This is a genomic window from Vibrio sp. B4-6, from assembly GCF_963888245.1.
Taxonomy (GTDB): Bacteria; Pseudomonadota; Gammaproteobacteria; order Enterobacterales; family Vibrionaceae; genus Vibrio; species Vibrio anguillarum.
This window is the reverse complement of sequence record NZ_CAWPIM010000044.1, coordinates 221,114-237,282: the sequence shown is the minus strand read 5'-3', so window position 1 is coordinate 237,282 and position 16,169 is coordinate 221,114. Positions and strand designations below refer to the sequence as shown.

Sequence of the window (16,169 nt, the reverse complement as noted above, 5' to 3'; positions counted from 1 at the left end):
CCTATCTCAACAACTATGGATCAAATCTTAGGTGCTGTTGAAGTGAAACAAAACACCGATCAGTCATGTCAACATGACTGATCGTTTCCCTGACAGCGTAAGTGGCGTCATTTCATAACAATTATTCTTCAGCCACCAGCAAAACACCAAATTCAAAATTCGGTGCGTAGTGGTAAATTTCGCCATTGACGGAATCAAAAGACCACACCTGACCACTCGCTAGATGGGGTGATTGGCTCCATAAATACGACAAGATATTGCCTGTTTCATACTTAAAGCCTTGGGCAAATGCTCTGCTATTCATCGCTGGGCCAAAACACGCCATTTCAGTCAATGACACTAACTCTTTAATATTCGGCAATCGCCATTCGGCTTGGCTGGCAAATTGGTGCAATGCGTGTCGGCTTTGAGGATGGTTGATAGCCGCCACTTCTTGCAAAGCACTTTGCCAACGAAACCCGGTCGCTTCGCCATCACACTGCTCCGTAGCGGCGTTCCATGTTTTACCAACTTGGCAACGCATCCACGTTAAGCCAGTGAGCTTATCTTTGATCGTCCCCTGCTCGCTGTAGACATAGCGCGTGTTGGGTGCGCTTTTCGTCATATCAGGAGAACACTCTTGGGCGACGCCGACAGCAGAAAAGATCAAGCAAGAAGCCGCGATTAAATGAGATTTCATTGGTTGTTCTCCTTGGTTGCAACAACTCGAATCGGCGAGACATAAGACGGGTCATTGTCCGCCGCCGTACTGCTGGAGTAGAGTTCAATTGGGCTACGTTCCCCTTTGGTTGCACCAGACAGCGCCGTGTAAAGATATTGCATCGAACCATCGCTTTGAAATTGAGAGGTATTGAGATAAGCAATGCCAGAAGTCCACGTATGCCCATCAAAAAATTCGGTGTTCTGCGGCTGATGCGGGAAATAGTCCCGGTTGAAACCAACCGCATCGTCACCCAATTCGCCTAAATCGAGCATCATGTATTGCTCGCTGTTGGTCGGTAAACGCCACGTTTGTAACCCACACAATTTATCTTGATTGATACGATTGATGTAATCTTGCGTAGTGCAAATAGTATCACCTGCCACCTGACAGGAAGCAGCCGTCACATCTTTTGCAAAAGGGATAAACTTGTCGGCAATTTCTAATGCAAACAACCGTTCTTTATAGTTCAAAGACGCGGCATCTTCTGACTTCACTTCCCAAATAAGTCCACTGTAAACATCTTTAACGCATGACCAATCGCTCGCTTCTGCCTCAAGTTCATTGCCAGCCGCATCTAATTTGATGAACGCAAAGCTCTTACCCGTCACGCCATTTTTGGCGGTAATATCTAGGCCATATTCAGCATCTTGACCGGGATAATCAGCATCAGCCCGCGCTTGTGCACCTTGATCGGAATAGAACTGAATAATGCCCGTGTCTTGCAGAGGTCGCTCTTCCGATACTTGCGCCATCAATGTATTAGCATATTCGGTCATCTTTTCGCCAGAAACGATCTCAGAGGCAATCAGTGGTGTATTTTTTGCCATGGTTTGCCCAAGCGTTGCCAGCAAATCAATTCGTTCACTTGCTTTCGCTTTTTGGAGCAACACGACAGCATTGGCATCCAATATTGCCAATGCTGTGTGGCTAAAGTTTTGTGAAATATCACCATTCACTTCAACGCCTAATTGCAAAAGCTGCTCGGCAAGCAAGCGATTCGCTTCTTTCTCCGTATTTCCATCCAGCATAATGCCGGCAAAAATAGAACTCACACCGTTGAGGATATTGCCACTGCTTTTGCCCAGCGCCGGCGCAATCAGGATCGATGATTGGCTGGTTTGGCGACTTCTCGTCATGACACTAATGCCAGTAGAAACGTCAGCCACAATAGGAAAACGGTAGATTTGAGTGCTGTCACTCGTGAGGGTGTAGCGCCCTTGGCTATCGGCTTGCGTGCTGATTTCGCCCACATCACAGGCAAAGTTTTGGTTAGAATCAATGCAGACAGTGGCATCAAGTGCGACGTTTTGCGCTTGAATTTGCCCGCTAATTTTATGGCTGGGTAAAGATGTATTGGCTACATCTCCACTTCCACCGCCACCACAACCAGCCAGTAAAAGTGCCAGCGAAAGTGTTGAAAGTCTTAAGTGCATAGTTATGTGTTCTTCAGTTTAAGTGAAAAAATAGCCAACAAATTACGTCGTCTTATGGCGAATGCCGCGAGAGGAAGTAATAAGAGCAGTGAAGTCGAACCGCCACCTGTTTCAGGTGAAAGTGCGTTGGTCACAGGTTGAGGGCATTGATAGCCCGCTAGGCGACCTACCCCCCATTCAATCAAGGTGCCGGAATTTCCCGGGTTGTAGTCAACTACTTCCAAACGCCAGTAGCCGCTTAAGGCTTCGCCTTGTAAAGAGCCCAATATGGCATCATGTGCCAGCACCCAATAGTCATCAAAACCATTGATGGCCGATGGTGCTTGGTTGAGTAATTCGACGCGTGTCCCTGCGGGTGAAATTAAGGTAACGCGCAGCTCTTGTAGCTCTGGGTGCGATAACTGCAGGCGAACCACAAAATCTTCATCAATCAATGCGTTGCCAACATCGATCGTCAAGCCATAGCTCTTAAATCCGGACGTAACCGTGTCTGTACTGTCAATACTGGCGTCTTTCAATACTGAATGTATCGCTACTGGCGGCGTTGCAAGCTGTGGCTTACCCACGATAAACGATAAAGTTTGCTTGTCAGATTGCATCGCAAGGTACGGTTGATATTGATAACTCGATTCAAGTTGTAGAGTCTGTTTGACTCCGCAGGTGTAGGTGGTTGGCAGCGCGATGCTCCATTGCTGCTGCTGGAATTTTTCGCTAGCGAAAGTAACGGTTTCACCTTGCAAAGTGGCTACCGTTTGTAAACTTGCTTGGCGATCCGTGGCCTGAATGTGCACGTTCAGCGGATCCGTTGGCATCACAAATCGACGTTCCAACAGGAATTTGAAGGGTTCTTGGACTAAGTTATGTTGCTTAAATTGCTGTAATAGCATCGCATCATAAGCGCGATGCGGGTACAGCTGTTTGGCGGTATACAGCATGCTTTCACTCAAATCATGCATTTTTAGACCACGACCTAAGCCGTACATTGATTCAAGAACAATACGGTCAAATTCAGAAAACGCTTCTTGACCGTACTCATTCACGGCCTGTTTCAGCGCTTGAAATAAAGGGGTAGACCACAATTCATCACCCAACTCACCTGCAACACTTTCATGCGCTCGATACTCTGCGGATGCAAAATATTTTGCCCGCTGATTCCACAAACTGCGTGTCGAAATACGAGAACCAAAATAGCCATCCCAATTAAACACGGTGTCAATTTCGAACGCTTTTCCTTGTGTATACTGGCGGCGAAAACTGTGCGAACCCGCCCAATAGTCACCAAAGCCTTCACCAATCGCGCCCGAATGTCCATAAGCCCAATCGGGAACGATTTGATAATGAATTCCATGCCCAAGTTCATGGGTAACCACGTCGGCATCTAATGCATCGGGCGAGCCCCCAACACCAAACAACACCGCTTTCGGGCCAACATAATAAGAAGAGTTGTTGCTAGATAAACCTCTCGCATCAAACCTCACGGGCTCACTAAACAGGGAAAAACCGAGCTGTTTGGTATAATCAATCGATTGATCAAGATGGTAAAAAGCCATCAGCTGTACAAAGCGATCATCAAGCATCTCCATGGAGAGAATTTCAGCATCTGAGTTCCATTGCGCCACGTCTTCAGCGCTAAGTAAGCCAACACCGCTATCAACCCACTGCTTGGCATCATCTTGTTGCTGTATGGCGGTGGCATCAACTTGTCGTACTCGTTCATTGGCTAAGTAATATTTACCTGCACTTTGCAACATCTCGACATTCACACTTTGGTAGTGCGGCTGGTTTGGGTAATCAGCAAGGTCATTCCACGCCGAATCTGGCGCAGGCAATTGATCCATGGTTCTTAAATCGGGGTCAAAAAGTTGCACATTGATGCTCTGCACATCTCCCGATGAGAGCGAAGGCGGTCCATTCGCCACCAATCGGCGGGGCGATTCGAGCTCTGCCGCTACTAATGCAACGCCATCTCGCTCGACCGTATTGTGCAAACTTTTGAACACACGCGTCACTACGCCGGACTGATCAGTCGAGAGCACTAACGCTTTTTGCGGTTGGTATTGGCCGTTCTGCCATACATCAAAGTTGTAATGATTTCCCAGTAAACTCTCGGTTTGATAACGAAACTTCAGTGTCCCAACATCAGGATAAAGCGAGCTCAAATACAGCTCAGCCGACTCTTTCGTTGCAATGGTCGTTTTCGCCAGTGGATAGTCCCACTCCCCCGCAAGGGCGGAATGGCTCAAGCATAGCAAGGTGCTCAGAACGATAATTTTTTTCATCTCTAGCTCCTAAAACACGTATTTAGCCGTAGCGGTAAAGTAACGCCCGGGCTCAGTGGAATAGAGAGTTTGACTTTGACTTACACCTGCGACGTCTTGGTAACGAACGTATTCACGGTCGAATAGGTTCATGATGTTGAGACTCACATCAAGGTCACGCATCACTTGATAACTCACGCCAAGATCGACCGTAGACCATGCCGACGTTTGCGCGCATTGCGCTTTACGGCCTATATCATCAGAGCATGCTGGTGCTCGGTCCATCGAACTCGCCCAGTTCCAACGTGCGTAGGCATCCCAATCTTGCTGCTGGTAATTTAGTTGTCCATTTCCTTCCCACGGCGTGATGGTACGAACGTATTCATCTTGATCATCTTTGCCATCCACATAACCCGCTTTGAACGTGGTTGACCATTGTTGATTCAGTTGATGAGCGAAGGTGAACTCCACGCCATACGTTTCGACGCCATTAATATTTTGGTACTGCTTGATCCAAGCGCCTCTATCGCTATCAAATCCCACGTCTTTAGTGTTCATGAAATTGTCAAAGAGAGAGTAAAAAACCGCGACATAAGCTTGAGATTGGCCATTATCGTATTTTGAACCCAACTCAAAACTATCACTGGTTTCAGCCTGTAAATTCATGTTCGGCGCGATAAAAAACGGCGTCAGTGGAACAAAGCTGTGGTCTGCCGCACCGTAGGCTTTGTCATAGGTCGGAGCGCGGTAGCCGTGGTTGTAACTGAGGTAACTGTTGAATGATGGCGTCCACTGGTAAGCTACGGATGCGCTCGGTGACCATTCACTGGTTTGAATTTCACTAACAGCAAAACCAGCAATAGGTTGCTCTGACTGAGGAGTAAGGTTATTCAAATCAAAACGTAAACCAGCGCTAAATGTCCACTGGTTAAGGCTGAATCTATCTTGCAAATAGACGCCCAAACCATAGGCCTTCGCCGGTGCAAACGGAATAATATTTTCGTAGGTTTCCCCATTGGAATCCTTGGTATCCACGTGACGAGGGCGTTCATAACGATTGGTATTAAGCACTGCACCGTAAATAAATTGGTGTTCGATGTTGTGGACTCGTGCTGCTTTTTCTAAATCAACCGATAGCCCTATCAACTGATCAGAAAAACTTTCATCGCGTCTCTCACGACGAAATTCAAGGGTGTCGAAAAAGGCATGTTCTTTGGTCAATAAGCGATTGGTTTGAGTATCACTTTGACTATCACGCCAGTAAAGCTTGGCGTCCACATGGTCTGCCCAGAAAGAAAGGGTATCTAATTGCACCCCCAATGATGCCGATAAGGTTTGGTGCTGTTCCTGTTCAAAAAATTCTTTGCTTTCCCATTTGTCATCGCGTTGAATGGAAGCAATGCCTTCTTTGCGGATGTTTTCATCTTTATAGGCGTTAAATTTTGCACTGAGTAACAGCGAATCATTGACCATGTGATCGTGAACTAACGATGCACTGAATCCTTCAATATCTCGGTTATAGAGATCTTGGTTAAAGTTGCGTGTCTCTTCACCTTGCCAATATGAAATGGTCACCAAGCTTTCACCATTTCCATTGCGCACCGCTAGCGTGCTACTGCTCTTATATTGATTGCTGATCCCTGTGTAGGAGCCAGAGGCATCAATATAGAAATCACGTCCTTGCAAATAATCCGCCGGCGATTTTGTGGTGACAACCACAACGCCGCCGATCGCGCCCGAACCATGAATGGTAGACCCTGCCCCTTTCACAACCTCAATGCTTTTTATGTTGTCTAAGGCGAAAGTATTGCGGCCTACCTTATCGTTAATGTCATTGGCACCATAGCCGTCCGATGCGGCGACGCCATCTTGAATGATCGCAATGCGGTTGCCCGTCATCCCTCGAATCGTGATGTTTTGTGGCCGACCAGCGCCACCCGTAACACTGATTCCGGGTTCATGACTCAATACATCATACAGTTCTGTCGCGCCTTGTTTTTCAATGGTTTCACCGTCAATCGCTGATATTGAGCCGGCGACTTTTGACAGCGGCTGTTCTACTTTATTGGCACTCACCACCACTTCTTCAAGCTTGGTTAGGCTGAATTCGGCATGCACTGACCCTACCGCAAGCACGCTAAGCACCGCTGCGGTGATTGGAGAAAGCTTCATTTACTGCTCCGCTTTTTTGTTTTTATCTATGGTAAGAAGAAAGGCGTATTCCACGGCCTGTTGCTGTAGTGCCTTACGTGAATCGCTACTGTGCCCGCTATTGAAGTCCGTCCATAACAAGTAAGGCCCGCTACCCGTACTCATCATCGACATTTTTTCTATGTATTTCGCGCCTTCCCAATAAGGGACACGGTTATCAAACCACCCGACACGGACGAGGGTTGGCGGATAAGGTTTGGCTTGAATATTGAGTAGTGGGTCATAAGCTTCAATTGCTGAGCGTTGCAATGGCTGGCTAGGATCTCCCCACTCTTCTCGCTGCTGCACCGAGAGTGAAGAGGAGTCTTCTGCGGACATGCTTCTAAGCACATCCACAAAAGGCACTTGCAGCACCACTCCAGCAAAAAGTGCTGGGTTTTGATTAACCGCGGCCGCAACTAAGGTTCCACCAGCGCTGCCGCCAATCGCATAAATAGCGCGTTGGCCGTTATTAAAATGCTGCAATGAAGAGGCGACGTTCAGGAAATCTGAGATGCCTATTTTTTTCAGAATGCCAGACCCAGCGCGGTGCCATAATTCACCGTGATAGCCACCACCGCGCACATGAGCAATCGCATAAATTACGCCTTGATCCAATAAACTGATCACTTGTGGCATAAAGTACGGACGCATCGTGACGCCATACGCGCCGTAGCCATAAAGAAAGACGCTGGACTGTGCGCTCAAGGTGTCTTTTCGGTACGCCAAAGTGACAGGAATAGCCACGCCATCAACATCCACCACAATCTGTTGTGACTCATACTGTTCCGGTAAATAAGCAGGATAGTGGTCTTGACCCAGTCGCTTCCATTGTAAGCTTGCCACATCAAACTCACGCCAAACTCCTGCAGAAACCATCGACATTGAACGCACCCGCAGTTTATTGCTTTGCCAATCACCGTTACGAGAGACCCAAGCGACCTCACTTTCTGTTGCCAAAGGCTGTGATGCTCTCAACTTTCCATGCTGATCCATAATGGCCAGTTGAGAATGCTGTGCTTGGTTGGTTTTAACCACAACGCCAGCTTGATATAAATAAAAATTATCCAGCGTGGAATGATCATCTGGCGCATAAAAAAGCTGCCAAGGGTTTTCATTCATGCTCAGTAATCGACGGTAGAGTGCAAACTTGCCGTTGAGGTTACTATTGATGTAGAGCCAACCATTAGCAACGTCTGCGTAGTATTCAATACCCGGCTGTACGGCACGAAGCGGAAGACTTAAGTGAGAGCTGTTAGTCTCTAAAATACGTTGTTCACTGCTGTTTTCGTTGTTGACTTGCACGAGGGCAAAATGCGGATCCGCCGCCAAATAGAGAGACACGATCCACTGCGGATCAGCCCATTCCCATAGGGTTTTTGTCTGCTTGCTCAGCACATCATAGCGCTGTAATAAGCGAGAAAAACGGCTTTCTTCTGCCACCAAAAAATAGAGGTATTGGCCATTTTCAGACCAAATAGCTTGGGTCGTTGCAGATTGGCTAAGCACGATTTCCAGCTTCGATACACGATCCAGCAGCGTCAGCGTGTAGTGCTCTTCGCCAGTCAAATCTTCGCTTAATGCAATAAAGCGGTCCCCTTTTGCCACCGCCCAATTGGCTAACTGGTAATAATCTGATTGCTGCTGTCTTACACTGATATTGACCAATCGCTCAATTGGGCTGTCTTCTGCGGTCTTTTTAACAACAAAACGTTCACCCTTAATCACTTGATCATGATAGTAATTTTGGTACTGGATGAGCCAAGGTGTCGGTGCTTTTACGCTCTTACTCTCTGACCATGTTTTGACTAGTGCATTAGAAAGTGGTGTGGCTTGATTGAGCCACTGTTGTGTTTTTTTATTGTGATCTTCAAGGTGTGCTCGAACCTTAGGCTGTCTACGCGAGCCATCTTCCAGCCACTGCAGTGACTCACCATAAGATGAATGAAAACAAGACAAACCAACAACAAAAGCAATGATATTGAGTAATTTCATTATGATCAGTGAAAACATAGCCAATTATTATAATGAGGCGCAGCTTGCCACTAAACGATAATGAGATCAATTATCATTTTTGTATAAAATGGAGAAATTATGGGATTTATAAGGGTGAACGTTTGCGTGTATATAAAAACACCGCCAATTTGGCGGTGTTTTTATAATTAGTATGAGGTTGTCTCAGCAAATACTGGCATTGAGTCCACCAGCAGATTCGATTGACCGAAAGATCACGCTGACAAGACGCTCGCTGTTACTCATCCTCAACTTTAGGTGCAACTCTCTTTTTCGGCACAAATACCGCATCACCCACTGCCACATTCTGATAAAAGGTTTTATCGCGTTTAACGGGCTTCTTATTGGCGGTGTGCGCCTTGGGCTTAGTACTTTTAGTCTTAGCGGCTGCGTTTTTCTTAAAGGCCGGAACGCGTGGTTTTAGTCCGGTAAATTTACCTTTCAGATCATCAAATTGAGAGAACTCGATATCTTGCTGCAAAAAGGCTTCCACGCGCTTGAAGCTGTCCCAATCTTTTGGGCCAACCAGCGAGATTGCATCACCTTTATTACCCGCACGGCCTGTACGACCAACACGGTGCACATACTCTTCCGTATGTTTGGGCATATCAAAGTTAATCACGTGCGTCACGTTTGCAATATCAAGGCCGCGTGAAGCCACATCCGTCGTGACCAAAATTTTAAATACAGCGCGCTCAAACTGGCTCATGATGGTGTTGCGTTGGTTTTGATTTAAATTACCACTCAACGCAACGGCTTTCAGTTTCTGCTCGTTGAGTTTAAGCGTTAAACGCTCAGTATCAGAACGGGTCGCGGTAAAAATGATCACTTGTCGATATTCGGCTTCTTGCAGCACGCGTTCGAGTAAGGCTTCTTTGTGATCGAGATGATCACAGAGGTAGAATTTTTGGGTGATGTCTTTATGCTCTTCGTTGACAACACCAATCGAAATGCGTTTTGGATCTTTAAGCAACTCGGTACCAAAGTCATTCACTTGGCCGTGATCAAGCGTTGCGGAAAACATCAGTGTTTGGCGACGACGGTGGTTCGCTGCATGATGAATACGGCGTAGTTCCGGAGCAAAACCTAGGTCCAGCATGCGGTCAGCTTCATCAAGGATCAGCGTATCTAAACCATCAAGACGCAACGAACGGTGCTCTAAGTGATCCGCTAAACGACCGGGAGTCGCCACAATAAAACGGGGGAAACGGCGCAGTGCTTTTACTTGGTCGTTAAAGTTTTCACCGCCCACAATCAGCGTTGCTTCGTAGCTCAACCCACTGAGCATAGTACGCAGCTCACCGTACACTTGTTTGGCCAACTCACGTGTCGGAGCAAGAATCAGAGCTCTAGGATCTTTTGCTGATAACGCTTTAGTTTTTAGAGACTTATGCAGCATTGGCAAAACAAACGCTAATGTTTTACCCGAACCAGTCTTAGAGGATGCCAACAAATCTTTACCTGCAATCGCCACGGGAACCGCTTGTTGTTGGATCTCTGTCGCTTGTTTGAAGTCATAGTGTTTGAGGGTCTTCAATAAGCGATTGTCTAAGCCTAAATCTTTAAACTGCAAAGGATTCTCCAAAAATTTGTAAAGTTGCCACAATAAATAGGGCAAGAGGTCAAAATGAAAACGCAATATGATAGCCCGAAAGGCGCTTAGATAGATAGAGATCACATAAAAATAATCAGCACGCACACTTTTTCAAGGCATAAGAAGATAGAAAATACGTCTCTTAACGATGAAACATAGCGGAGTAAATGAGCATAAATTGAAATTCTTGGATTATTTTGACGTTCGGCTACTGGGTGAACGCTAGAATAGTGTCTACAATTGAGTTCGTCACTATATGATGATTTCCAAACAAGTGTATACCCAAACAACTTGACGTTGCAGGTAAACAGCACCGCTGTAGCTTCAAGTAGGAAAAGTATAATAGGGCGTCATTGATAATAATCTTACAAACAAGGAGTTCAATAATGAATAAGATGTTAATTGCAGCTGCAGCCTCTTCTGTACTTCTACTTGCTGGTTGCGCATCAGGCCCTGATGACGCAGCAATGACGAAAATGGATCAGCTAAGCAACCAAGTTAGCCAACTCAGTGATCAAATTTCTGCACTTAAGAGCGAGCAATCGACACTTTCGTCTAAAGTAAGCCAAGCGGCTGATGCCGCTGCCGCTGCGCAAGAAGAAGCGGCTCGTGCAAACGAGCGTATCGATAATATTGCTCAGTCATACACGAAATAATTTCGTTATATTCCATAGCTGAAATTGCTTAAAAGGCTTGTTAATTCAAGCCTTTTTTATTGCTGCTATTACACTGTTCACCATTAATGAACTCATCAACTTCTTTAATTACTCCAATGAGGTTGAAAAATCTGCAGCCACAACTTCGACAGGCACACCATTTTGCGCCAAGATCACCGCTCTCGCTTTCGCATCTGATTTGTTAAATTCATCCAACCACCAGCGAAGTTCTTGCGGTACCTGCAACTCTTTTTTACTACCGTTACTGCGCGTTAAAGGTTCATGAGCTTCAAGAAATACGCTTCGGTCTGGCTCTAAGGCTAATTTTATCGGCTCATCAATTACTTTCACTTTCTCGCCACGCTGAACCTGCTTAAACAGCCATTCAATATCCTTGGGATCCATACGAATACAACCTGAGCTGACTCTCATACCAATACCAAAATCTTTGTTGGTACCGTGGATCAAATAATCACCCGCACCATAAGCGAGACGAAGCGCGTATTCACCAAGCGGGTTATCTGGCCCAGCAGGCACCACCGCAGGCAGTTCAATACCTTTCGCTTTATATTCAGTGCGGATAGATTGAGGAGGTGTCCAAGTTGGGTTCGGTCGTTTTTGACTGATAGTGGTTTCCATTTCGGGCGTATCACGACCAATACGGCCAATACCGACGGGGAAAATATGCACTTTGCGTTTTTCAGGCTCAAAGTAATAGAGCCGCAGTTCCGCTAAGTTGATGACGATGCCTTCGTAAGCCACGCGCGGTAAAATAATTTGTGACGGAATGGTTAGCACAAACTCTTGCTGCGGCAAAAATGGGTCAATTCCTTTGTTAGCCGCCATCAAAGATAAAAACCCAACATCGTACTGTTTTGCAATTTGCGCTAAGGTTTCGCCCTGCTCAATCACGTGATATTGAGTTCGGCCAACCATGCTACTGCCTTCGGCAGGAAAATCATAAGTCGCGGCAAACGCGTTCACACTGAGCGCACCCCAGCAACAACACAAAGAGAGTAGCTTGCGTAGCATGGTGATCAAGTATCCTTGGCGTCTTTATAGAGCTGTAAGGTTATCTCTCTTTCTACTTTATGATCAACCATTGGCGCGGGATATGACAAGGAATTGACGGCAGGGAATTTCCAAGGCGTGTGGATGTACTTATCTGGCAACGAAGCCAATTCAGGTACCCACTGACGAATAAAATCCCCTTTCGGATCAAAACGTTCCCCTTGGCTGGTAGGGTTAAAAATTCGAAAATAAGGTTGCCCATCACACCCTGTTGAAGCACACCACTGCCAACCGCCATTGTTGGATGCATAATCGCCATCCACTAATGTTTGCATAAAATATTGTTCACCAAGTCGCCAATCGATATGCAGATCTTTGGTTAGAAAACTGGCCACAACCATCCTTAATCGGTTATGCATCCACCCCGTTTTATTGAGTTGGCACATCGCCGCATCGACAATAGGGAACCCGGTTTGACCCTGCTTCCAACGTTCAAAGGCCGTTGAGTTCTCCCACCAAGAGACATGTTTCCCCCAAGGTGCAAAATCTTTTCCTTTACAGAGATCAGGACGAAACCCGATCAGATGCTGATAGAATTCACGCCAAATAATTTCGCTCAGCCAAGTTTGCGCCCCTTCAGACAACCCAATATGTTGCGATTCAGCGTATAGACGCGCCATACATTGACGCGCAGAAAGCGCCCCTATTGCGAGATAAGGTGACAGTGCGCTGGTCGAATCCAACGCGGGAAAATCACGCTGCTGGTGGTAATTCTGTACCTTATCACGGCAAAACTGGCGTAATTTAGCGCGAATTGCATCGAACTCGACCACCCAATGATCACTGCTGATGCGTGGATAGCTGAACGAGCGGTGTTCGCTCCACAGCAACGGCTCAAGATCCTTTATGCGTTTATAATGTGCAGAAATAGGCGTTGGTAAAATTTGAGGAATAGCCGCTTGTGATAACCACGCTCGTTTAAAAGGCGTAAAGACTTTGAAATAATCACCTTGCTTATTTTTGACCGAACCGGGGGCAATAATGCACTTATCGTCGTATGCTCGCCACTCGATCTGGCGCTCTAGGCAAAACTGGCTCGCCATCTCATCACGCTGCAACTCATTGATTTCATACTCGCGATTAACCAACACTGCGCTGGCATTAAGCCGCTTAGCCATAGTGGCAATCTGCTGCGCAGCATCAGCGTAATCATCAACTTCCTCATACAGCAGAGCAATATTGAGTGCTTGCAGTTCACGTTGCAGCTCAAATAAACGCCGATAAATAAGATCCGCCTGCATCGGAGCAAGATGGTGTTTTTGCCACTGTGCTGGCGTTGCAATGAATACGGCAACAACAGGTTCTTCGCCATCAATGGCGGCATGTAATGCCGTATTATCAACGGATCGTAAATCTCGGCGCAGCCAGAGTAATTTCACTGTACATCCTTATTGATTAATCTAACGAATGGTGCAGACGAGTAACCACATCTGACAACGAAAGCTTATCTCCCAGTGAGATACGCAATTTCCGTAACGCTTGAACTTGCTGCTCCGTAAAAGAGCGATTAGCAAACAGCGCAACCTGTTGGTAGTTTGCTAAAGCATCATGATCAACAAGAGCGGTAAGATCTTCGACACCATCTAAAATAGTGAGGTTATAACCAGCTTCCACCTTTCCCACGAACCATAGCCAAGCCAGTATGCTCGATGTCGGATCAAGATTAACGCAAAGACATTTCCCCTTGGTCGCCGCTTTGTTTTCCGCTTCAATGATCGAGCTCAACTTGCTTATCATCAGTGCCTGAAAAAGCCCTTTTTGCAAACTGCGCAGCGGTCCTTTAACCCGCTCTAACGTGTCGATGACAGGAAAGACAAACTGCTGCTCAACAATCTCTAACGGATACTCTTTCAATACCGTAGCAATGGTTGATTCCGCTTTGCCTTTATTGAGATCCACTAAAGCTTGCAGCAATTGTTCTTGCTCTAAAAGCTCTGAACCATGATTTGCCAAAGTATCGATGATGCTTTCACTGCCACTGAGCAATGCACTCACTTTGCCAATCGAAACCCCTTTCGCCAGCCAGCCTTGAATAGTGCGAATCGTCGCAATATCCTCTTGTGAATAAAGGCGATGCCCTTTTTCCGTGCGCTGTGGCTGAACGAGGTGATAGCGGCGCTGCCATGCACGCAAGGTAACGGGCTTTACTCCAGTCATCTCGGCAACGTCTCGAATAGCGTATAATTTTTCAGTCATCATGTTTTCAGTCAGTGGGTTCTCATAGTCCATAACGTAACCTTAGCGTTTGTGGATAAGGCGATAAATAGTGCTGTTGCTGCAGATAAGCATCGGGATACATTTTTATGTAATGTTTGAGCAACGTAATAGGCGCAAGTAAAGGAAGCTCGCCAGTTCGATAGTCATCAATCAATTGCGCTAACTCCACTTTCTGCTCTTTGTTTAAGGCTCGTTTGAAATAACCCTGAATGTGCATCAAAACATTGGTGTTATTTTTACGGCTCGCTCTGTGTTTAAGCGCATCCATTAGCCCTTGGCGATAGTGCTCAATAAAATACTGTGGCGGATGCTGCTTGACTTCAGCCACCAAACGGCCGAGTTCTCGATACGCTTGCGGGTGATGCGCCATTAACGTCAATTTGTAACGTGAATGAAAGGCCACCACTTTGCCCGGTGTCGGGTTGTCACCTATCGATTGATAAAAGTCATGTAAACAGTAGACACGCGTAATGAAGTTTTCGCGAAGCACAGGATCATGCAAACGGCCATCTTCCTCTACAGGCAACCACGGCATTTTACGCATCAAAGTGGCGGTATAAAGCCCAACACCCTCTTTGTCTGCTCGTTGATGCTTATAGACTTTGACTCTTTCCATGCCACATGTCGGGGATTTCGCACAAACGATATAACCACACAATTTCATCAATTCGAGCTCATCAACTTTTCGTTCTGAGAAATCGAACATGGCTTGCGTGTAATCTTTGGTTTCATCTTTAGTTTCAACCAGCGCTAAACGCTCTTCGTGAGAGATCAGGCGAATGGTAGGCCTTGGCACGGTTAAGCCAATCGCAACCTCTGGGCAAACGGGTATGAAAGAGAAATAATTCGTTAACTCTTTGGTCACAAAGTCACTCGCTTTGTGGCCAGAATCAAAACGGACTTGCTCTCCCAGCACACATGCACTGATCCCGATACGAATTTCTGGATTACTCATCGCCGCCTCATATACAAAAATATTTGTTGTATAATGTATAGCACACTCCAACCACCTTATACAAAATATATTTATGTACACATAAAAGGTAAACGTTTACCCAAATCGATTGCCTTACCACTTTCAACACTTTTAGTTATCAATGAGCTACAAAAAGGGTATTAACCTCCATTCTGTGACAAATCTCTCAAGGAACATTGTCAGGTCTAGCTAGTATTGCCTCAACAAAACACATCAGATTCAACAGAATTAGTAATTTAATCCACTTATTGCGGATAAATCGCTGACTCGAAAACTTTGGAGTAACAACGATGGCAACCCCACACATTAATGCGCAAGTTGGTGATTTCGCTGAAACCGTTCTAATGCCAGGCGATCCATTACGTGCAAAATACATTGCTGAAACTTTTTTAGATGATGCTAAACAGGTTTGTGATGTTCGCAGTATGTTCGGTTATACCGGTACTTATAAAGGTAAAAAAGTATCCGTTATGGGCCACGGTATGGGCATTCCATCATGCTCGATTTATGTTCACGAGTTGATTTCAGAATACGGTGTAAAAAATATCATCCGTATTGGTAGCTGTGGCGCAGTTCGTGACGATGTCAATCTAATGGATATCGTTATTGGTATGGGTGCTTCAACCGATTCCAAAGTTAACCGCATCCGTTTTAACAACCACGATTTTGCCGCGATTGCGGATTACGGATTGCTTGAAACGGCCGTCAATCAAGCACGCGCACAAAACGTGCCCGTGAAAGTAGGCAACGTGTTTTCCGCTGATCTGTTCTACACACCTGAAGGTGATTTATTCGAAAAAATGAATAAGCTTGGCATCTTAGGTGTGGATATGGAAGCGGCCGGTATTTATGGCGTTGCAGCGGATCTAGGCGCAAAAGCATTGACGATTCTTACGGTGTCAGACCACATCATTCGCGGTGAGAAATTAAGCTCTGAAGATCGCCAAACCTCTTTTAACGACATGATGAAAGTCGCGCTTGAAACAGCGATTAGTATCTAATTTTTAAACCTCAGCTGCTCACCCAAATTGGCAGCCTTAAATTACCCCGAGGGGGCG

At 46.1% G+C, this 16,169-nt stretch carries 12 protein-coding genes; 2 read left to right on the top strand and 10 right to left on the bottom strand.

Going from position 1 to position 16,169, the window contains the following annotated elements; translation table 11 throughout:
* Positions 1–121: 121 nt before the first annotated feature.
* The 6 genes from AACV20_RS12470 to AACV20_RS12445 all read right to left on the bottom strand — a co-directional run bounded on the left by AACV20_RS12470 (position 122) and on the right by AACV20_RS12445 (position 10,182).
* A complete protein-coding gene (locus AACV20_RS12470; protein ID WP_017042172.1) occupies positions 122–679 on the bottom strand; it encodes an Lcl C-terminal domain-containing protein in 558 nt (185 codons plus the stop codon).
* Positions 676–2,136 carry an Lcl domain-containing protein gene (locus AACV20_RS12465; protein ID WP_094123391.1) on the bottom strand — a complete coding sequence of 487 codons (1,461 nt, stop codon included), beginning with the start codon at positions 2,134–2,136 and terminating at the stop codon, positions 676–678. Before AACV20_RS12465 ends, AACV20_RS12470 begins: the two co-directional genes overlap by 4 nt.
* Positions 2,137–2,138: 2 nt before the next feature.
* The gene (locus tag AACV20_RS12460; protein ID WP_170907378.1) at positions 2,139–4,415 is read right to left on the bottom strand and encodes a proprotein convertase P-domain-containing protein; all 2,277 of its coding nucleotides are present in this window, start codon (positions 4,413–4,415) and stop codon (positions 2,139–2,141) included.
* Positions 4,416–4,424: 9 nt separating this feature from the next.
* Complete coding sequence (locus AACV20_RS12455) at positions 4,425–6,566, bottom strand: TonB-dependent hemoglobin/transferrin/lactoferrin family receptor (protein ID WP_170907377.1); 2,142 nt, start codon at positions 6,564–6,566, stop codon at positions 4,425–4,427.
* Positions 6,567–8,579 carry a prolyl oligopeptidase family serine peptidase gene (locus AACV20_RS12450; RefSeq protein WP_170907376.1) on the bottom strand — a complete coding sequence of 671 codons (2,013 nt, stop codon included), beginning with the start codon at positions 8,577–8,579 and terminating at the stop codon, positions 6,567–6,569.
* A gap of 256 nt (positions 8,580–8,835) precedes the next feature.
* Positions 8,836–10,182, bottom strand: coding sequence for a DEAD/DEAH box helicase (locus AACV20_RS12445; RefSeq protein ID WP_170907418.1), 1,347 nt, complete (start codon positions 10,180–10,182; stop codon positions 8,836–8,838).
* A gap of 395 nt (positions 10,183–10,577) precedes the next feature.
* Here AACV20_RS12445 and AACV20_RS12440 point away from each other — a divergent pair, with 395 nt between their 5' ends.
* Positions 10,578–10,847, top strand: a complete 270-nt coding sequence (locus tag AACV20_RS12440; RefSeq protein WP_026027153.1) for an Lpp/OprI family alanine-zipper lipoprotein — start codon at positions 10,578–10,580, stop codon at positions 10,845–10,847.
* Between the two features lie 108 nt (positions 10,848–10,955).
* Here the strand turns inward: AACV20_RS12440 and AACV20_RS12435 are convergent, their stop codons facing one another.
* From AACV20_RS12435 to AACV20_RS12420, 4 genes are read right to left on the bottom strand one after another with little or no spacing between them, the layout of a single operon-like run.
* Complete coding sequence (locus AACV20_RS12435; protein WP_013868372.1) at positions 10,956–11,879, bottom strand: L,D-transpeptidase family protein; 924 nt, start codon at positions 11,877–11,879, stop codon at positions 10,956–10,958.
* 5 nt (positions 11,880–11,884) lie between these two features.
* On the bottom strand, positions 11,885–13,297 hold the full coding sequence (gene phrB, locus AACV20_RS12430) for a deoxyribodipyrimidine photo-lyase (RefSeq protein WP_170907375.1): 1,413 nt from the start codon (positions 13,295–13,297) through the stop codon (positions 11,885–11,887).
* Positions 13,298–13,313: 16 nt separating this feature from the next.
* The gene (locus AACV20_RS12425) at positions 13,314–14,147 is read right to left on the bottom strand and encodes a MerR family transcriptional regulator (protein WP_170907374.1); all 834 of its coding nucleotides are present in this window, start codon (positions 14,145–14,147) and stop codon (positions 13,314–13,316) included.
* A complete protein-coding gene (locus AACV20_RS12420; RefSeq protein ID WP_026027151.1) occupies positions 14,137–15,090 on the bottom strand; it encodes a YbgA family protein in 954 nt (317 codons plus the stop codon). Before AACV20_RS12420 ends, AACV20_RS12425 begins: the two co-directional genes overlap by 11 nt.
* A gap of 311 nt (positions 15,091–15,401) precedes the next feature.
* Between AACV20_RS12420 and deoD the strand changes: the two genes are divergently transcribed.
* A complete protein-coding gene (gene deoD / locus AACV20_RS12415) occupies positions 15,402–16,112 on the top strand; it encodes a purine-nucleoside phosphorylase (protein WP_013868368.1) in 711 nt (236 codons plus the stop codon).
* The last annotated feature ends 57 nt before the right edge of the window (positions 16,113–16,169 follow it).

What these genes read in the sequence shown, in the direction of transcription:
- AACV20_RS12465 (WP_094123391.1), bottom strand. Translation starts at nt 2,136, where the DNA reads ATGCACTTAAGACTTTCAACACTTTCGCTGGCACTTTTACTGGCTGGT.
- AACV20_RS12440 (WP_026027153.1), top strand. Translation starts at nt 10,578, where the DNA reads ATGAATAAGATGTTAATTGCAGCTGCAGCCTCTTCTGTACTTCTACTT.
- AACV20_RS12450 (WP_170907376.1), bottom strand. Translation starts at nt 8,579, where the DNA reads ATGAAATTACTCAATATCATTGCTTTTGTTGTTGGTTTGTCTTGTTTT.
- AACV20_RS12470 (WP_017042172.1), bottom strand. Translation starts at nt 679, where the DNA reads ATGAAATCTCATTTAATCGCGGCTTCTTGCTTGATCTTTTCTGCTGTC.
- AACV20_RS12420 (WP_026027151.1), bottom strand. Translation starts at nt 15,090, where the DNA reads ATGAGTAATCCAGAAATTCGTATCGGGATCAGTGCATGTGTGCTGGGA.
- AACV20_RS12425 (WP_170907374.1), bottom strand. Translation starts at nt 14,147, where the DNA reads ATGGACTATGAGAACCCACTGACTGAAAACATGATGACTGAAAAATTA.
- AACV20_RS12460 (WP_170907378.1), bottom strand. Translation starts at nt 4,415, where the DNA reads ATGAAAAAAATTATCGTTCTGAGCACCTTGCTATGCTTGAGCCATTCC.
- AACV20_RS12455 (WP_170907377.1), bottom strand. Translation starts at nt 6,566, where the DNA reads ATGAAGCTTTCTCCAATCACCGCAGCGGTGCTTAGCGTGCTTGCGGTA.
- AACV20_RS12435 (WP_013868372.1), bottom strand. Translation starts at nt 11,879, where the DNA reads ATGCTACGCAAGCTACTCTCTTTGTGTTGTTGCTGGGGTGCGCTCAGT.
- deoD (WP_013868368.1), top strand. Translation starts at nt 15,402, where the DNA reads ATGGCAACCCCACACATTAATGCGCAAGTTGGTGATTTCGCTGAAACC.